The sequence below is a fragment of the Peribacillus saganii genome (assembly GCF_003429095.1).
In the GTDB taxonomy this organism is placed as follows: Bacteria; Bacillota; Bacilli; order Bacillales; family DSM-1321; genus Peribacillus; species Peribacillus saganii.
Map to the genome: position 1 here is coordinate 1 of NZ_QVTE01000034.1, position 17,094 is coordinate 17,094.

Annotated in this window: 16 protein-coding genes and 1 riboswitch; of the genes, 1 reads left to right on the forward strand and 15 read right to left on the reverse strand. The window is 40.4% G+C overall.

From position 1 onward, the window contains the following. The 15 genes from D0469_RS12335 to D0469_RS12405 form a co-directional block, all read right to left on the reverse strand. Positions 1–3,070, reverse strand: a 3,070-nt coding sequence (locus D0469_RS12335; protein WP_142919185.1) for an Ig-like domain-containing protein, incomplete at its 3' end; no start/stop codon positions are given. Between the two features lie 127 nt (positions 3,071–3,197). Beyond that, positions 3,198–3,285: riboswitch (cyclic di-GMP riboswitch) on the reverse strand. 305 nt (positions 3,286–3,590) lie between these two features. Continuing rightward, entirely contained in the window at positions 3,591–4,784 is a 1,194-nt protein-coding gene (locus D0469_RS12340) for a flagellin N-terminal helical domain-containing protein (RefSeq protein WP_117327045.1), read from the reverse strand. A 139-nt stretch (positions 4,785–4,923) separates the two neighbouring features. Next, positions 4,924–5,148, reverse strand: coding sequence for a carbon storage regulator CsrA (gene csrA, locus D0469_RS12345; protein ID WP_117327046.1), 225 nt, complete (start codon positions 5,146–5,148; stop codon positions 4,924–4,926). A gap of 1 nt (position 5,149) precedes the next feature. Continuing rightward, the gene (fliW, locus tag D0469_RS12350; RefSeq protein ID WP_117327047.1) at positions 5,150–5,599 is read right to left on the reverse strand and encodes a flagellar assembly protein FliW; all 450 of its coding nucleotides are present in this window, start codon (positions 5,597–5,599) and stop codon (positions 5,150–5,152) included. A 12-nt stretch (positions 5,600–5,611) separates the two neighbouring features. Beyond that, positions 5,612–6,202: a DUF6470 family protein gene (locus D0469_RS12355; protein WP_117327048.1), complete on the reverse strand. Its 591-nt coding sequence runs from the start codon at positions 6,200–6,202 to the stop codon at positions 5,612–5,614. Positions 6,203–6,254: 52 nt separating this feature from the next. Continuing rightward, positions 6,255–7,139: a flagellar hook-associated protein FlgL gene (gene flgL, locus D0469_RS12360; RefSeq protein WP_117327049.1), complete on the reverse strand. Its 885-nt coding sequence runs from the start codon at positions 7,137–7,139 to the stop codon at positions 6,255–6,257. A 15-nt stretch (positions 7,140–7,154) separates the two neighbouring features. Next, on the reverse strand, positions 7,155–8,663 hold the full coding sequence (gene flgK, locus D0469_RS12365; protein WP_117327050.1) for a flagellar hook-associated protein FlgK: 1,509 nt from the start codon (positions 8,661–8,663) through the stop codon (positions 7,155–7,157). A 37-nt stretch (positions 8,664–8,700) separates the two neighbouring features. Beyond that, positions 8,701–9,189: a flagellar protein FlgN gene (locus D0469_RS12370; RefSeq protein WP_117327051.1), complete on the reverse strand. Its 489-nt coding sequence runs from the start codon at positions 9,187–9,189 to the stop codon at positions 8,701–8,703. A gap of 47 nt (positions 9,190–9,236) precedes the next feature. Then, positions 9,237–9,503, reverse strand: coding sequence for a flagellar biosynthesis anti-sigma factor FlgM (flgM, locus tag D0469_RS12375; RefSeq protein ID WP_117327052.1), 267 nt, complete (start codon positions 9,501–9,503; stop codon positions 9,237–9,239). 243 nt (positions 9,504–9,746) lie between these two features. Further along, positions 9,747–10,163, reverse strand: coding sequence for a TIGR03826 family flagellar region protein (locus tag D0469_RS12380; RefSeq protein WP_117327053.1), 417 nt, complete (start codon positions 10,161–10,163; stop codon positions 9,747–9,749). 94 nt (positions 10,164–10,257) lie between these two features. Beyond that, positions 10,258–10,974: a ComF family protein gene (locus D0469_RS12385; RefSeq protein ID WP_117327054.1), complete on the reverse strand. Its 717-nt coding sequence runs from the start codon at positions 10,972–10,974 to the stop codon at positions 10,258–10,260. Then, positions 10,967–12,433, reverse strand: a complete 1,467-nt coding sequence (locus D0469_RS12390; RefSeq protein ID WP_233523040.1) for a DEAD/DEAH box helicase — start codon at positions 12,431–12,433, stop codon at positions 10,967–10,969. Before D0469_RS12390 ends, D0469_RS12385 begins: the two co-directional genes overlap by 8 nt. Before the next feature lie 385 nt (positions 12,434–12,818). Beyond that, on the reverse strand, positions 12,819–13,661 hold the full coding sequence (locus D0469_RS12395; protein WP_117327055.1) for a DegV family protein: 843 nt from the start codon (positions 13,659–13,661) through the stop codon (positions 12,819–12,821). Between the two features lie 228 nt (positions 13,662–13,889). Then, on the reverse strand, positions 13,890–14,573 hold the full coding sequence (locus D0469_RS12400) for a response regulator (protein ID WP_233523041.1): 684 nt from the start codon (positions 14,571–14,573) through the stop codon (positions 13,890–13,892). Between the two features lie 46 nt (positions 14,574–14,619). After that, positions 14,620–15,762, reverse strand: a complete 1,143-nt coding sequence (locus tag D0469_RS12405; RefSeq protein ID WP_117327057.1) for a sensor histidine kinase — start codon at positions 15,760–15,762, stop codon at positions 14,620–14,622. 673 nt (positions 15,763–16,435) lie between these two features. On the opposite strand from D0469_RS12405, the gene D0469_RS12410 reads away from it, so the two are divergent. Next, positions 16,436–17,077, forward strand: coding sequence for a YigZ family protein (locus D0469_RS12410; protein ID WP_117327058.1), 642 nt, complete (start codon positions 16,436–16,438; stop codon positions 17,075–17,077). Positions 17,078–17,094 lie beyond the last annotated feature (17 nt).

Genomic DNA, 17,094 nt, shown 5'->3' on the forward strand with positions numbered 1-17,094 from the left:
TGCCTGTGCTTCCCAGTGTTACGTCCTTCGTGCTTCCATCCCCCATCGTCGCCGTGATGGCCAATTGATGGGTTTTGCCCGGGGACAGGGTCACCGCTGTCTGGTCTGGTGTGACTTTTTCCAATATATCTGCCGGATTTGCAGCCCCTACAGTCACAGTTAAATACGCTTTCTTGCCTTCATGTTCTACCGTAATCGTACTCTTATAGTTTAACGGCGCATTGCTTGGAACCGTAATCAGTCCATCTGCCCCAACCGTCGCCACATTTGTCGCACTGCTTGTATACTTCGTGCCTGTGCTTCCCAGTGTTACGTCCTTCGTGCTTCCATCCCCCATGGTCGCCGTGATGGCCAATTGATGGGTTTTGCCCGGGGACAGGGTCACCGCTGTCTGGTCTGGTGCAATACTTCCCAACGTATCGCCTGGATTCGATCCCACGGTCACTGTCACGTATGTTTTCTTGCCGCTCTGTTCTACCGTAATCGTACTCTTATAGTTTTCTGGTGCATTGCTTGGAACCGTAATTAGTCCATCTGCCCCAACCGTCGCCACATTTGTCGCACTGCTTGTATACTTCGTGCCTGTGCTTCCCAGTGTTACGTCCTTCGTGCTTCCATCCCCCATGGTCGCCGTGATGGCCAATTGATGGGTTTTGCCCGAAGACAGGATCACCGCTGTCTGGTCTGGTTCGATTGTTTCCAGTGTTTCTTTCGGGTCAGTCCCTACTGTAACTACCACATTAACTTTTTTACCACCAAACTCTACAGTAATGGTGCTTTTATTATTTATCGGCGCTTCACTTGGGACACTAATTAAGCCATCTGCCCCAACCATAGCTACGTTTGTGTCACTGCTTGTATATTTTGTACCTACACTACCCAGAGTAACTTCTTTCGTTTTCCCATCTCCCATTGTTGCTATTACTTTTAATTGTTTCGTATTACTAGCTACTAAGGTTAAGCTAGTTGGATCTACACTCAACTCCGAAACAGTCTTGCTTGGATCTTCGTCAGCTATGACTGTAACGCTCTTACTTACCCCTTCATTAGTAGCTGTTATTAAAGTACTAGCTCCTTTTGTTGCTTCAGGAGAAACGGTAACTAGTCCGTTAGAATCTACTGTGGCCACCGATGTTGTACTACTTTTATAAGTTGTTCCCAAACTTCCGGCGGTTACATCTTTGGTACTTCCATCTGATAATGTTGCTCTGGTACTTAACTGTACAGTTTCACCTTTAAATACCTTTGCACTGTCCGGTGTCATTGCTAAACTTTTAATCACAGGGGGTCCAGTAACCGCAACAACCATGTCACTAATGATTCCATTGTGGTTAGCTTGAATCTTAACCTCACCTTGTTTGGCATCAGCAGAAACACGGATCAAGCCATTTTTATCAACACTAACGATAGTTTCATCTAAGCTTGAATATTGGGTGCCAGTTGACCCTGACGTAACATCCTTTTCTGTACCGTCAGCTAATGATGCTACAACATTTAATTGCTTTGTTTGTCCGGATGCTAAGTTCACTTTCAAAGGACTTATACGGAGAGAATCTTTCGAAATTCCACCCGAAATAGTCACTTCAATTTGTTGATATAAACCGCTGTTTGCAGCCTGTATATATGTAGTACCTGCAGCTGCATTCGGTTCAACTGTAATTAATCCATTTTCGTCAACTTTAACCGCAGAAGGGTTTGAACTAGTGTAAACCGTTCCACTAGGCTGAAGAGTTATATCTTTTGTTGTAGCATCAGTCATATTTAAAATTGTCTTTAATTGTTGACTCTGCCCAGGTTCTAATGTTATAGATTTAGGGGACATTCCAATGCTAAATGGAGATGCCGGTGGAATAGTTATAGCTCCCCTAACTGTAAAATGAAATAAACTGAAATCTCCATTTTCTTCATTATCGTATACATACTTTGAATTGTCTTTGTAATCATATAAGTACATAGAGGATAATTTCCATGTTCCTAGTTCATCGTATTTATCAATAGGTATATACGCTACATACTTACCTATTGTTGAATTCCATCCAAAGCTAACATAATAAGATTTTCCACTTGGTTTAATGTAGTAGGCACTAAGGGAAGTCATTCCAGATAAATTATCGCTGCCCTCTGCAGTAAGCTTTACCCTTGCCCCATTATTTGTTACTTGTTCCAGCGAAATTGACAGACTATCTAATATTGGACCAAGTAAGTCTGGTTTAGTTTCGCTAACTTCAAATTTACAATTACTAAAATCCATCTTGTTTGTAGTCGCAACGGGAACAGATGAAGAGTTATATACATAGCCGTGGTTTTCAGCCTTATCCCACATAGAAACATAGTATAACTGCCATTCTCCTAATTCATCATATTGATCAATCGTTATAGATCCTTCATACTTACCAGTTGTCTGGTTATAGTAAAGATACGCATAAGCTGACCTGCCGCTAGGCTTGGAAAAACTTGCAGAAATGCTGGAAACTCCAGATTCATTATCGGTGACATCCGCAACTACTTTTACTGTATCCCCCGGTTTAGTTTGCTGTGTTGAAATACTGATAGTATTTAAGACTGGTGAGGTTTTGTCTGTTTGTTCTAAGACTCCGGTAACCTTAATTGTATAAGGGCTCATGTCCATTTTTTCATAAGATTCCCAGGTATAGCTGGTGTCAACAATAGTCCTGGAATTCTCTTTTTTATCTGTAAGAGTTATACTATTTAACTTCCATTCACCTGGTTCATCATAAGTTCCGACATTAATTGTTCCTTCATACTTGCTAGTTGCCGTATTTAAATAAAGACTAACACTTCTGCCTTCTCCACTAGGTTTTTCATAAGATATATATATGCTGCTAATTCCTGATAAATCGTCACTTGCCTCAGCTATTATTTTAACTGACTTATCAGGGGACATTTCTGTACCGGATACACTTAAGCTCTTTAGTATAGGAGGAGTTGAATCAGGTGTAGGACCTTCAATCACTACTTCCGTTGCTGTTGCCAAAACAGAAGATGTGTGAAGTATAAGAATTATCAGAAAAATCATTACTTTCTTCATTATATTTTTAGTTAATTTCATCTTTTATCCCTCCTTAATCTAGTAATACAATTTAGTAAAACATCCATCTTCTCATCACCCTCGTAAGTTATAAATCTCAATAAAAAAATGGCATAATCAAAGAATAGCCATTTTTTATTGGTGACCATTCGGCAGCCCGGCTACCATAGTATATAACTACCTTAGATCCGTGGCTTTGCGTCCTCTACTTTCGTAAGAGTTTGCTATTATCGTGGATATTTATATAATTTTATCCTCATAGTTAATTTATCGAGTACAGGATGGTTAAATTATACTATATTCACAAAAATATATGAATACTTTTACCTATCTCCTAATAAGTATTTAAAAGAAATGTGTATTACATCTCATTTAAACAATCAGAATCTTTAAATCAGAGTTTATTCTTTTTATTTTATGTCTTATTTAAAAGTTGACTTCACCAATTCTCTATTTCTTCCAAATTTTTAATAAAGCCTCACAGAAAAGACTCTAGAAAAATCTAGAGCCTCTCTCCATTTAACAACTATAATTAGTTTAATTAACGTAATAATTGAAGTACGCCTTGTGGCTGTTGGTTAGCTTGAGCCAGCATAGCTTGAGCTGCTTGAGAAAGAATTGAGTTCTTCGTTTGAGTCATCATTTCTTTCGCCATGTCTACGTCACGTACACGAGACTCAGCAGCTGTTAAGTTTTCAGAAGATGTACCTAAGTTATTAATTGTGTGGTCTAAACGGTTTTGGGCTGCACCAAGTTTAGAACGCTCAGCAGACACAGTTTTAATAGCATCATCAAGTGTAGAGATTGCAGCTGAAGCTCTTTCAGCAGTCGATACATCTACATTATTTATATGAAGATCGGCAGTCTTCATTGAATTGATTCCGACATTTAGAGTTTGGTTTGAATTTGAACCAATTTGGAATGCAAGCTCTTTTGATGTAGTACCAGTTTTATTTTCTTCTTGTCTAGCAACAACTGTAAAAGAATCCCCAACTTTAATTTTAGTAGAATCAATATCTACTGCTAATCCACCACCAAGTGCGATATTCTCTTGGTTACTCGAGCCACCCAAAGCGGTTTCAGTACCTGTTGTACCAGTTGACTCTGGCGTTATAGTGTAGCTAAAAACATTACTTCCAGATGATGAATCAACCTTTGTAATTTTCACTACATAAGTGTCATCAGCTGTTACTTGCCCAGCATTACTTAAATCACCATCAGCTAGAGCAGTTTTAGTGGCGGTATCAAAATCAACAGTAAAATCGCCTGTTTTACTAGTAATTACTGCAGACTCTTCTTTATGAGCACCTGAAGCCAAGTCTCCATTAAGAAGTTTCTTAGTATTAAACTCAGTGTTATTAGCAATACGATCAACTTCATCTTTTAACTGTTGAACTTCTTTTTGTAATTCAGCACGGTCATCAGCAGTATTCGTGTCGTTTGCAGATTGAACGGATAATTCACGCATACGTTGAAGAATGTCATGAGTTTCGTTTAATGCGCCTTCAGCAGTTTGAATTAAAGAAATTCCATCTTGAGCATTACGAGACGCTTGATCTAAACCACGAATTTGTCCCCGCATTTTTTCAGAGATTGCAAGACCTGCTGCGTCATCTCCAGCACGGTTGATACGAAGACCTGAAGATAGTTTTTCCATTGATTTTGATTGTGCACCTGATGCACTGTTTAACTGACGGTGTGTGTTAAGAGCAGCGATATTGTGATTAATACGCATTTTGTTTTCCTCCTTGAATGTAAGGTTCACATCCTTGTGAACCGTATAAAATTTTGTGAGTTAAATAGGTCGGCCGCCCTATTTAACTCTTACACCTATATTATCGACACCGCTGTTAAGTGTTTAATAGTGTATTAAATTATTTTTCTTTATTTTTCTTAATTATTTCCATTAAATTCATAATATCTGATGCTTCTTTGTTTTCCTGTTGGATTTGTTCAAATAATTCTTTCCTGACGATTTCTATATTATCAGGTGCTTTAATTCCAATCTTCACTTGATCGTTTTTAGAGGTGAGAATGGTTATTTCAATATCTTCACCAATTTTTATGCTCTCACCGTTTTTTCTTGTAAGTACCAGCATTTTAACGCTCCTTTATCGGTTTGGATTTTTTAGGAATGATGAAATGCTTTGTTTTGTATGAAGGATGATTCAAAATTACTTGTTTTGCCAGAAGTGTTGTTTTATTAATGATAACGGGAGCCTGCAGATTCGCTGTTGTCAGCTCAAAAGGATCTTTAATCGATAAAATAGCATATACCTCGGCCTGTTCGGGGGATTCGAGCTCAAGCTGATCGACTACGGATTGTTCGAGAATAAAATCATATTCTTTATAAAAATCAAATGGGCTTACAATTACAAAGGCAAGCTGTGAAGTTTGTACAGACTGCATAATGAGCAGGTTAGTGTCTTGCGCCAAAGGAAACATGATAAATTGAGTTTCATCAGGAAATCCAGGAATCCCCTTTGCAAATGTAATAATTTCACTTTGATCAAATTCCACTTCACCATGGTATTTAGTTAACAACTTCATATATTATCACCCTCAAATGGTTTGTTCATAATTAACTCCGATAAATCTTAGATTATCAAAGTCAATTTTTAATGATTGAGATTGTTTTAAATTTACCTCCACTGACCCGGGAGTATAAGAGATACGGGGTTCATTGACGTTTGCATTGATGAGAGGTTTGTTTACCTGGACATCTATGTTGACTGTACCGGGATCATAATCAATTTCTACGCTGCCATGTTTCGGTATCCAACCAATAGTAAAACCAGCTTGGTCCTTCGCACTATTCCGTTTTGCCTGTCCAGCAATAGGATTACCGCCATTCTCAATACTCATTAATTCATTACCTTCTTGGCTTCTTCGCGCTATTCCGTTAAGTAGTTCTTGGACTCCAGCTTGCGCCGCTTCCGCAATCCTTTTAGAAATCGACTTTAAGTCAACATCTTCCCTTGCTTTAGTTTGATCTATTGTCAGCTTTGAGGGAATTCTCTTTATTGTCATTTCTGCCATAGGCTGTGTTATTGTAAGGTCGGCATTAGACTGGCTGATATTTTGTACCCCTCTTTGAGCCTTTAATCCAATAAGTGCCTGCTGCGATTGCATTCTGATTTGAGGTAATTGCATTTAATTCCCCACTAACATAATTTAGTAAAAAAGGCTATTCATATGAATAGCCTCATCTTAGAAAGTCCATTAAAGTCGGTTGAATTATCTTAGAGCCAATCGACAACGCGGCACGATGGACACTTTCCTGTGTTGTGAATTCCGTAATCACTTTTTCGATGTCAATATCTTCGTTCTCTGAAAGCATTTTTTCTGACATGATATGTTGATTATCAATACGGTCTGCCATCAATTCAATTCGATTGGCACGAGCACCCAAATCCGCGCGTGCATTCACTAAATTACTTTTATGTTTGTCAAGAATGTCTAAATGCTGGCTCAGTTCTTTACCAGGTTTTCCATTCTGTAGATCACTGATTACCTTTTGGATGTCCGTGAATAAATCATCGCTAAACGCTTCTCCCGATTTCGCATTGACCGGTATATATACACCCTTCGCTAATTCTAGTTCAACACTATTATTATTTCGCGGCGTAGCAAAGGATGGAGGATTTCCATCGATAACTGGTGCATTTAGTGTGTCCGTTCCATTAAAAAGGTATTTATCACCAGATTTCGTATTTGCGATGTCCACTAAATGATTTTTCAGCTGATCTATTTCTTCCATTGTTGATTGACGTTGAGAAATGTCGTACATATCGTTAGTAACCTGTACCATCAATTCACGAATTCGGTCAATTGCATGGCCGGCTTTATCCAGTGATGTATCCGAGTTTTCCACCCAGTTGTAAGCCTCTGAATAATTTCTTTTAAACTGTTCGACTTCCTCTAGGTTGCGGCGATATAGGATTCCTTGCATCGCTACAACCGGATCATCAGATGGCCGGGTGATTTTCTTTTGGCTTGAAATTTGCTCTTGCAGTTTTCCGATTCTTTCAAAGCTGTTACTTAAATTCCGAAGCATATTATTCGACAACATCGACTGTGTTACACGCATTGTTTATTACCCACCTTATCTTCCACCTGTTCCCATGCCATTAATAATTTTATCTAGCATTTCATCTACAATAGTTATATTTCGCGCCGCCGCGTTATAAGCATGCTGGAACTTAATCATATTTGTCATCTCTTCATCAAGCGAAACCGAGCTAACAGACGATTTTTTTTCTTCAACAGATTGTCTCAAAATTTCACTGTTGTTTGTAAGTCTGTTAGCCTTAAGAGCATCAACTCCTAGCTGGCCTATTATCCCTTCGTAGAAAGAATTAATAGTAGCATCTCCTAATAAAGCAGCAGGTTTTCCTTGAATACTGGCCAATTCAAGAGCATTCTTTCCATCTCCGCTATATCCGTCCTTTGATGCTGCTATTTGATTTGTATCAGAAATAATTACCTGTAACCCCTTTGCTGGGTTGAGCCCAGAGGTAAATCCAAAGAAGTCGTCGCCCTGCAATGTTGTAGGTGCATTAGCCTTGTCTAAAATATAGCCCTCATTATGTTTTGTATTAAACATTTCTGCAAATGCAGTAGCCAAGTTATCAAGATCGGAAAGCATTTGGGTATATATCCCTTTACTACCGTTATCAACATAACCATAAGCTTCCACTAAACCGCGCAGTTTTCCTTGGGAGAAATTTGGCACTGAGACATCTACAGTATTCTGATCGCTATCTGTAACTTTTATTGCTGCAATATGCTCCGGAAGCGGGCTGCCGATTTCAAGCTTTCCATATTTCGCCCCAGCAACTAAGGTAGAAGTTGTACCATCTTGATTTAAGATCTTAACATCATAAATCCCCTCGGCAACAGGTAAGTCATTTCCGCCTGATTCTCTTCTCTCTACTGTAATGTTCAAATAAGATGATATTTGATCAATAAGAAGATCACGCTGATCATATAAATCATTTGGTAAATAGCCATGAGGTTCAATCTCGCTAATTTGTTTATTAACTCCGGCTATTTCCTCTAAAATTGAGTTGACTTCTTTTATTGAAACATCATTAATTTGGTTTCCATAGTCACGCTTAATGCTGTTCAGTGAATCAGAAAGATAATGAAAGGTATCTGCAATGGCGCGTCCCCGTTCCAAAACAACTTTACGGGTGCCTTCTTTTTCCGGGTAAGTTGCCAAGTCTTGCAGTGATGCAGAGAATTCATTCATTACAGCAGCCAGTCCGTCTTGAGTTGGTTCATTCATTATGTCTTCTAATTTACTCAAAGCTTTCGACCGTGATTCCCAGTATCCCAACTTATTATTTTCATTGCGATACTGGATATCCAAAAACCCTTCTCGCACACGCTGAACAGATTCTGTTGCGACACCAGTTCCCATCTGACCAGGAATTTGCGGTCGATTCAAAGACGCTGCTGGGTAAGGTTCTGTCTGCGTAAAATTAATACGTTGGCGCGTGTATCCTGGAGTATTGGCATTTGCAATGTTATGCCCTGTTGTATACAAAGCACCCTGCTGTGTGAACATGCCTCTTTTTGCTATTTCCAGTCCCATAAAGGTTGAACGCATGGCGATTCCTCCGTCCTCTTAAAAGTAGTAAAACAAATTATGCCCGTGAATCAAACATGCTGTTCGAACCTTGCGGGTTTTGCTTGATAGGATTATTGTAGTTAAACTGTTGGTTTTGCGGCTGAAGCATATCGAGTGTCGTATTTACAAATTGCAGTGATTGATAGATGAGCTGTTGGTTTAAATAATTTAGCTCTTTTAGTTTTAATGCTTCATTCAATAACTCATCTTTTAATTTAGTTAAATCTTCAGCGTCAGTTGGAGACGACAGTTCTATTATTCTATTGATTGAGGATGCCGCTTCTGGCTGCCCCTTGCTTTTCAGGAAGGCTTCGACTGCCTTTTCCCGTTCATTTTCCGTGTTCTCAATGGCTTTTACATACTTTTGCTCATCGATTAGCAGCTGATTGAGGGCTTGGGTGTCCCCTTTTTTAACGATTTCTGTTTTTCTAGCTGCTGAACTGATCAGGTCCTTATGAAGCTTAATCAGTTTTTCTAGTGTTAATCGTATCTGTTCGACAGACATACCTTTCCCCCAACAGTTAGAAGGACGGTTTTCAACACCGTCCGCTCTTATTTTTTAAAATAAAAATCCACAATACTCTTCGCTGTATCACGGGGGTTTAATTTATATGTCCCGTTTTCTACCTGCATCCTTAGCTCATCGACCTTCGCCTGGCGCTGTGCCGGAATCTGAGACGACTGCTGCATTTCTTTGGCTGTGGATGAAATTTCTATTTTATCTGAAGCACTCTTTGCTGTTCCTTTTACGTTTTCAATTTTGTTGAGTTCTCTTTTGTAAGGGTTGATCCCTGAAGGACCAAAGTTATTAATTTTCATTCTAATCCTCTCCTTTGTCCGTTCGTAATTCTCCCCTGCCATTATTATCGGCAAAAGAGGTGTTTATTTTATTATAAATTATGATTTTTTAATTGACAAAATTTGCAGGCTTAATTCTGAGAATATTAAACAATTCGACAAATAGATGAATAATTGTGTCGGTAGGCAGAGCGATGAGGAATGATTAGAGGTTTATATACAAAGAGAGACCCGGAACAAATTTATGACCCGGGTTTGTAAAACTTATTTATCATTATGTGTGTAGTACGCTCCTTTTTTTCCTCTTTCATCCAATTCCTTGCGGAGTGCTTCATCAGATTCAAATTGCGTTAATTGAGACCTTAAGCTATCCTGGCAACTGCTGCATAACGGGCCAACTTTCGCGGGGGCACCGCATTTTTCACACTTTACTCCCAAATTAGGAAATTGTGTGGTTCTAAGCTTACCCGTTTTGATGAATTTTACAATGAGGCTTTCTTGCACACCAGTGTTGTCCACAACTTGAATCATGCTGGCTGTGCGGTTTTCCCGTCTGCGAATGTATTGGTATACCTTTTCAAACTCCCTTTCCTCTTCTTTATAGCATACTTCGCAAACATCGCGAAATTTTGTCCTGACAAATAATGTGTCACAATTTGGACAGTTAGATAAATCATTCATAGCTATGCTCCTCCGCTTATCTTTCTGTACTCATTATATCGACAAGTAGGAGGCTTATATGAATAACCGCTGAACATTTATTGAAGAATGATTGCTAGCGCGCGACCGTGAACGACATGACTTGCCTGGCCCCCGACTGGATCAACCCTTTGGCGGTGTGTCTTATCGTTGATCCTGTGGTATAGATATCATCAATAATTAAGATTATTTTATCTTGGACTGATTCCGGCTTTTCCACTTGGAATACCTGATGAAGGGAAATTCGCTCGTGGCGGGATTTTTTTGATTGTTTTTCTGTGTGCAGACGCGAGAGGATATTCACCGGCAATAGGCCCGCAGACCGGATCAATGCTTCTGATTGATTAAAGCCCCGCTCCTGTAATCGGTCGACGCTTAGGGGGATAGGAACTACTAGATCAAATTCTAATTTATTCAACCTTTGTTTAATCTGCTGGCTAAATGCCTGGGAAATTGCATAGTCTCCACGATACTTAAACTTTGCGATTGTTTCCTTTAAAAAGTCATTGTAGAGATAGAGAGAAATATTTTTTGTAAGGTATCCCTTCCAGTCTGGATTGTCATCCCATCTTACACAGTCGAAACATAGGTCGCCAAATCGGAATTCCAGGGAAAGGCCATCGAAGGGACGGCTGCATCCCTTACACGTGTCCCCCTCAATTTTCTCAAGTTTTCCCTCGCAATCCCTGCAAAGAGAAGCCCCCTCCTTTTTTAGCAGCGCTTTCCAGGTAATGTCGTTTTGGATTGGAGTGTCACAAAGAACACAGATTTGGCCTGATGCAATATTAAACATCAAGCATCCCTCTTTTCTCTGCTTCAGCATTCATCCTTTCAATGTGGCGAACTGCCCTTACCATTCCATTGCTTTTCCCGTAATGAAAAAAAGTAACGTTCCCATCAGGTTTCTCAATGCTGCGGCCAACCCGGCCAGCTATCTGTACAAGTGCGCTTTCTGAAAAAACATCATGGTCCGCTCCAATTACAGCGACTTCGAGATTAGGGATTGTTACTCCACGCTCTAAGATGGTCGTTGTCAACAAACCTGGTATTCGTTTTTCTCTGAGTAACGATACTTTTGTTTTGCGCTCGGGATCCTCGGAGTGAACCGCTTCAAGATCCGGATTTAATTTTTGATATATTGGTAGGGAATTTTCCATTATTTTTATACTTGGGAAAAATAGCAGTATTGGAGTGTTGTTTTCGAGCCGTTTTTTAACCCATGCTGATATAGCTGGAGGTATAGTTTTATTTTGCGAAATGGACTTGTTCCAATTTCCACACCATTTCATGATCGGAACGGGGATTGGTTTTCGATGGAAGCGGGCTGGGATTGTTACCCCCTTTAGAGATCCTTTTGTGAAGGAAAACTGCATTTTCGCAGAGGGAGTAGCTGTTAGGTAGATTAGTGAGGAATCTGATTTTCGGGCTTTATCGACAGCAAACTGGAGTGACTTGTCTGCTGAATATGGAAACGCGTCAACCTCATCAATAATAACCGTATCAAACGCTTTGTAGAATCGGAAAAGCTGATGAGTGGTGGAAACAGTTAATGGAGCGAGTAAATGGCGATCCACGGTTCCGCCATATAGCGAAGCTACAGCTATATCGGGAAAGGCTTTTTTCAGACGGGGGACCAGCTCCAATACCACATCATTTCTTGGTGTCGCTATACAAATTCGCTGGCTCGACTGGAGGCCAGCTTCAATACCTTTAAAAAGTACTTCTGTTTTTCCCGCACCGCATACTGCCCATACCAAGAGTTGCTCCTTGTTGGTTACTGCATCTACTACTCGGTCGGAAGCATGGCTTTGGCCTTCCGAAAGGCTCCCTGTCCATGCCAGCGGATTTGGGCCACTCTCAAAAATAACATCTGGTCCAGTCCAAACATGTAAATATGAGCAGCTGCTGACTCGGCCCATCATGATGCAATTTCGGCAATATGTACAATCTTTTTTACATCGGCTACATGGAAATGTAAAAAACTGATTTTGATTTTGATTGCCGCAGCGATTACATTGGAATTTTGAATCTTCCAGGCTTACACCCAGTATGCGACCAATATAGCCACACTGGAAGTGTTCATCGAGGAGATCAGCCGGAAACGAAATTTCTTCGGCTAAAAGGGCTCTCCCGCTTAAATGATGTTGTAATTCGGGTGAAAAGGAATAAGATTGAGCGAGGATCTTGTGTTCAGGTGATGGAATTAACGGATGGCTCGAAAAGCGGAGAATTTTTTGGAGAAATTTCTGCAAAATAGTAGCTCCTTTCATAGTATTCCTGACCGTTTTCGACATGTTTTGGGATTTTTCCTGCCAAACTATGAAAAATAAACTTAAGCCTGGTTAATTTTTTCCTGTCAGGTAGATTTACTGTCCATAATCGGTAATTTAATTGCCAAAACAGAACATTTTTTGTCCAAAACTGGCAAAATACTGTCCAGCCTCAAGTTTACTTGCCAAACACAAATAACAATAAAACAAAACCCCATATCGGCACCCTATTTACTTTTCAAAAATGGTAGTTTACTCACCAAACAAGACCTATATCAATCCGCACTGCAAAATACCATTCAAAATTCCAACGACTATTGAAACTATAAAAGGCACCACACCCCATCAGGATATGATGCCCACAAATTTAAACCTTATACCATCCCATCCCCATCGCTCCCTCACCTAAATGAGTGCCGATAACGGGACCGAAGTAACTGATCACAAACTCAACATTCGGAAATTGAGCTTCTAGTTCAGCCTTCCATTCTTCCGCTTCCTGCTCTCTGTTCGCGTGAATAATGGCTGCTTTATAGCTGCCTCCGCTGTTTGCATCCTCTCCAAGCAGTTCCACGATACGCTTCATCGCCTTTTTACGAGTTCTTATTTTTTCAAAAGGAACAATAACTTTATTTTCAAACACCAGGATCGGTTTTACCTGAAGCAGGCTCCCAATGAGGGCAGCTGCACTACTGAGGCGGCCGCCCAGCTGCAGATGGCCTAAATCGTCGGCCATGAAATAGGCCCTCGCCGATTTTTTCATTTCAGACAGGCGTTCAAGGATCTCCAAAGGCTCTTTTCCGTCCATGGCCATTTTTGCGGCTTCAATCACATAAAAGCCCTGGATCATGCAGCTGATTTCGGTGTCAAAGCCGAATACTTCAATACCATCGACCATTTCGCCGGCAGAAAGAGCTCCCTGGTACGTCCCGCTGATACCGCTTGATAGATGAATGGTGATGACAGCATCATATTCTTTAGCCAGCTCTTCAAATTTTTCAACAAACATGCCGATGGGGGGCTGTGAAGTGGTGGGAAGCTTGTCCGCGTTTTTAACCTCTTGATAAAATTCTGTTGCGGTTATATCTACTTCTTCCAAGTATGCTTCGGTTCCAAAGATAACGTTAAGAGAAACCATATGTATGTTAAGCTTGTCTCGCATTTCTTTCGGGATATAGGCCGTACTATCCGTGACGATGGCCGTTTTCATAAAATAAAACCTGCCTTATATAAGTTTTGTTGCTTTCATTATATTCCCATTTTATAGGAAGATTCCGGATTATGCATTAAGAATAGCGGGAAAGCGCCCTGATAAGACAGGAGCTTATTCCGTACTACGGCGACGCTGCACTAGGAAATCAAGTGCGTCGAGACTGGGAACTGGAGCTAGACAATTAAAAAAGCGCATGGTCCTTAACGGCCATACGCTGAATGATTTTTATCGCACTTCTACCCAACCGTTTTTAATCGCAGTGACAACTGCCTGAGTACGGTCGTTTACGTTCATTTTTTGCAGGATGTTGCTGACATGGTTTTTGACTGTTTTTTCACTAATATACAGTGTTTCACCAATACCGCGGTTACTTTTTCCATCCGCCAGAAGCTGAAGTACTTCGCATTCGCGGCGTGTCAGTAAATGAAGCGGCCTTCTGATTTCAGGGGCAAATGCAACGCCGGTTGCGCCGCTGCCATTAGAAGACAGCCTGCGGTATTCGTTTACTAGATTGTGAGTCACCTTAGGATGCAGGTATGATCCGCCGTCTGCAACTACTTTTACGGCCTCGACCAATGCATCTGCATCCATTTCCTTTAACAGATAACCGGAAGCACCAGTTTGGAGCGCATGCTGGACATAGTTTTCATCATCATGGATGGATAGGATAATGACCTTTGTTTCCGGATGTTTTTCAATTAATTGCTTAGTAGCTTCCACGCCGTTTATTTGCGGCATGTTAATGTCCATGATTACGACATCGGGGTTGTATTCTTCAACGAGGCTGATTGCTTCTGATCCGTCATCTCCCTCTGCCACTACCTGGAAAGTTTGTTCAAAATCTAGGATTCGTTTTACCCCTTCGCGAAATAGTTGATGGTCGTCAATAATAACGATGTTTGTATTCAACGCCTTCGCCTCCCTTGTCTTTTTTATATTTTTTATAGTTTGTTTTTCAGTCATTTAATGGAACCTGGATTATGATAAGTGTGCCCTTTCCAGGGTTTGAATCGATTGTTAGCTCACCGCCAAGCAGCTCGACCCGTTCGGACATTCCGATCAAGCCAAAGGATCCCTCCTTCTGGATGCTCGCATCAAATCCTTTTCCATCATCTTTAATGACAGCCATTAAATGAGTCTTTTTCAATTCAAGTTTTACGCTGATCAGTCTTGGTTCAGCATGTTTTAAGGCGTTTTGGACAGATTCCTGTATCAGCCTGAACAAAGCGACCTCCATGTTTGCCGGAAGCCTCTTTTCCTCTCCAAGGTTAACAAACCTCATTTGGATCGTCTTGTTATATTCTTCGAGAGTAGCCATGTATTTTTTTAGAGTAGGAATCAAACCAAGATCATCCAGAGCCATTGGCCTGAGATCATAGATGATTCTGCGGACTTCATAGAGAGCGTTCCGGACCATTTTCTTCAAGTCCTTAATTTCTTTTAGAGCCTCATCCCCGCCGCGCTCACGGTAGATCCGCTCAATCAAATCTGAACGCATCATCACGTTTGCCATCATCTGTGCAGGACCATCATGGATTTCCCGGGATAGCTTCTTGCGTTCCTCTTCCTGGGCTTCAATGATTTTAAAGCCAAAATCCTGCTTCCGTTTTGCGTCCTCCAGCACCTCACCCATTTGCTTTAGGTCGCTGGTTAAATAATTAAGGACAACAGTGATTTGGGAAACCAAATGCTCCGCGCGCTCAATTGTTTGCTGAAGTCCTTTCAGACGCCGCTCCAAATCATCCCGCCGGTTCCGGAGCTCCTTTTCCAGCTGGCGGTTCATTTGCAGTTCGACCTGCATATTATGCGCTTTTTCATAGGCCTCACGGACCTGGCTTTCGGAAAACTTATTAAAATGCATGCTTACTTCAGACAGTCTTTTTCTTGACATTCGGGCGTTTGTTTCAAGCTTGTCCCCTTCTGCAATTACCTTGCAGACCATCTCTTTAATCTCTTTTAATTCATTTGATAGAGCCTCAAAGTCCTGGCGGCACTGCTCTTCAATCTGAAAAATTTCTTTTTTGCTGCTGTCTACTGTTTCGACCATTGTGTCGAGGATTCTATCAAGCGCTTTGATATCAACTTTTTTAATGGACATAAAGATTCCTCCGCTTTAGTCCTAGATGTTTACTGCCTAGTCCATATATAGATTATCCAATATCTTAACAGAAAGGTAAAATATCAATAATCTATCACAATAGGATGGAAAAATTTAGCGGAGCATTCATTGCTTCAAAATAGCTTTTTTACACTTGCAATTACAGGAAAATATGTTCTTAAGTTATAAAATACTATTTTTTCAAACGTTAAACACTACCTCTATGTACCTATTTTAACAAAAAAATTATCTTATGACGTTTTGCTTAGGTAAAAACTTTATGGAAATTAAGGGTATTACTATATAAACTCCAAACCATATGTATGACAAAGCAAATTATAACATGGGAAATTAGGAGTGATATTAAAATTCCTTTACATTCCTTTCCCTTTTATTACTTATTAAAACTTTCATTACAAGTTGTTGCGAAAATAGCATAATCTGCACTTGAAACTTCTTAACTCTTCCATTGTCCTGACAGTCATGACATCGTATAATGAATATTTAGGGGTAAAATCCCTTAATAGTGAAAAAAGTACTAATTTGCAGCGTAATAGGCGCAAAAAGATTATAAAACATTTATAAATGAATTTTTGCAGGTCCCTGAGAATGCCGAGAAGGAAGATATAAATTTATCGGCAAGATGCTTGCACTTTTATAGAGGAGGGTCAATATGCTTCCAAGCTACCGGACCGTAAAAGGCTATGGCGAGCATGAGATTGTGATTCAGAAATCACGTTTTATTGCTTACGTTTCTCGTGCTGAAACGGAGGAAGAAGCCCAGGAATTTATTCAGATGATAAAGAAAAAAAATTGGAATGCGACACATAATTGTTCTGCCTATTTGATTGGCGAAAATGACCATATCCAAAAGGCCAATGATGATGGGGAACCGAGCGGAACGGCAGGTGTGCCGATTCTTGAGGTTCTTAAAAAGAAAGGCCTGAAAGACACAGTAGTTGTCATCACCCGTTATTTTGGCGGCATCAAACTGGGGGCAGGCGGTCTAATTCGTGCATATAGCAGCTCTACATCCGAAGGGATTAATGCAACCGGAATTGTAGAACGGAAGCTTATGCGAGTCATGCAAGCAAAGGTTGATTATACATGGCTTGGCAAGCTGGAGAACGAACTCCGGTCTTCTATTTATGCCTTGAAAGAAATTGAATATCTGGATAACGTCAGTCTCCATACCTTCGTTGAGGAAGGACAGAAACAGGCATTTACTGACTGGATGATTGAAATGACGAACGGGCAAGCCGATATTAAAGAGGGTGAAATGCTGTATTTGGAAACAGATGTACAAGGTTCGTAGTTACTTATCCAAATACT